The organism is Micromonospora orduensis (genome assembly GCF_006228125.1).
Lineage (GTDB): Bacteria > Actinomycetota > Actinomycetes > Mycobacteriales > Micromonosporaceae > Micromonospora > Micromonospora orduensis.
The window spans coordinates 1-1,254 of record NZ_VDFY01000010.1 but is presented as its reverse complement, the minus strand read 5'-3'; the positions used below and the strand labels follow the sequence as shown (position 1 = coordinate 1,254).

The window sequence follows — 1,254 nt, the reverse complement described above, 5'->3', positions numbered from 1 at the left end:
GGGACTGCACCCGGTTCGGTTGACTCCTGACCTGTGAGGATCTGTTCCTCGCTGGAAGGATGTCTGTCATGCCGAAAGCGTTCCCCCTGGAGTTCCGCCGCGACGTCGTCGCGGTCGCCCGTAAGGGCGAAGCCCCGATCGCCCAGATCGCGAAGGACTTCGGGATCTCCGAGGCTTGTTTGCACCGCTGGCTGAAGCTCGCTGACGTCGAGGACGGCGTCCGCCCTGGAACTACGAGTTCCGAGTCGGCGGAGCTGCGGGAGCTGCGCAGACGCAACAAGATCTTGGAGCAGGAGAACGAGATCCTGCGGCGGGCCGCGGCGTACTTCGCCAAGGAGATCTCCCCAAAATGACGTACCCGCTGGTCGGTGACCTGGCCGCGGACGGGATCCCCGTCGCGGTGACCTGCCGGGTGTTGGGGTTCAGCAAGCAGGCCTACTACGCGTGGAAGAACAACCCGGTCACCCGGCGGGACCTCGACGACGCGTATCTGATCAACGCCGCCCTCGACATCCACCATGATGATCCGGCGTTCGGCTACCGGTTCATCGCCGACGAACTACCCGCCCACGGCATCATCGCCGGCCCGAACCGGGTCGCCCGGTTGTGCTCACAGCAGCGCATCTGGTCGGTGTTCGCCAAACGCAAGGGCCTGACCAGGCGGGCCGGACCCCCGGTGCACGACGACCTGGTGCAACGCCGCTTCACCGCCGACGCCCCGAACCGGCTATGGCTGACCGACATCACCGAACACCCCACCGCCGAGGGCAAGCTCTACCTGTGCGCGATCAAGGACGTGTACTCCGGTCGGATCGTCGGCTACTCCATCGACACCCGAATGAAAGCCTCCCTGGCCGTCGCGGCGCTGTCGAACGCGGTCCGGCTCCGGCACCCGGCCGACACCGTGGTCCACTCGGACAGGGGCAGTCAATTCCGGTCCAGGAAATTCGTGAAAGCGTTGCACCGCAACGGATTGGTCGGCTCGATGGGCCGAGTCGGCGCCTGCGGCGACAACGCCGCGATGGAGTCGTTCTTCGCCCTGCTGCAACGCAACGTCCTGGACCGGCAACGCTGGACCACCCGCCACGAGTTGCGCCTGGCGATGGTGACCTGGATCGAGCGGACCTACCACCGCCGGCGACGGCAACAACGCCTCGGACGGCTCACCCCGATCGAGTTTGAGACAATCAACCAGCCCGTACACGCGGCCTGAACCACTCAAACCCGCGAGTCAACCGAACCCGGGGCAGTCCC

General features: G+C 66.0%; 1 protein-coding gene. It reads left to right on the top strand.

Going from position 1 to position 1,254, the window contains the following annotated elements; translation table 11 throughout:
- Positions 1 to 68 precede the first annotated feature (68 nt).
- Positions 69 to 1,213, top strand: a protein-coding gene (locus FHG89_RS00055; RefSeq protein ID WP_124770501.1) for an IS3 family transposase whose coding sequence is annotated in 2 segments (ribosomal slippage) — positions 69 to 342 and positions 342 to 1,213 — 1,146 coding nt in all. Because the reading frame shifts where the segments join, the coding sequence is not laid out codon by codon here.
- Positions 1,214 to 1,254: the final 41 nt, after the last annotated feature.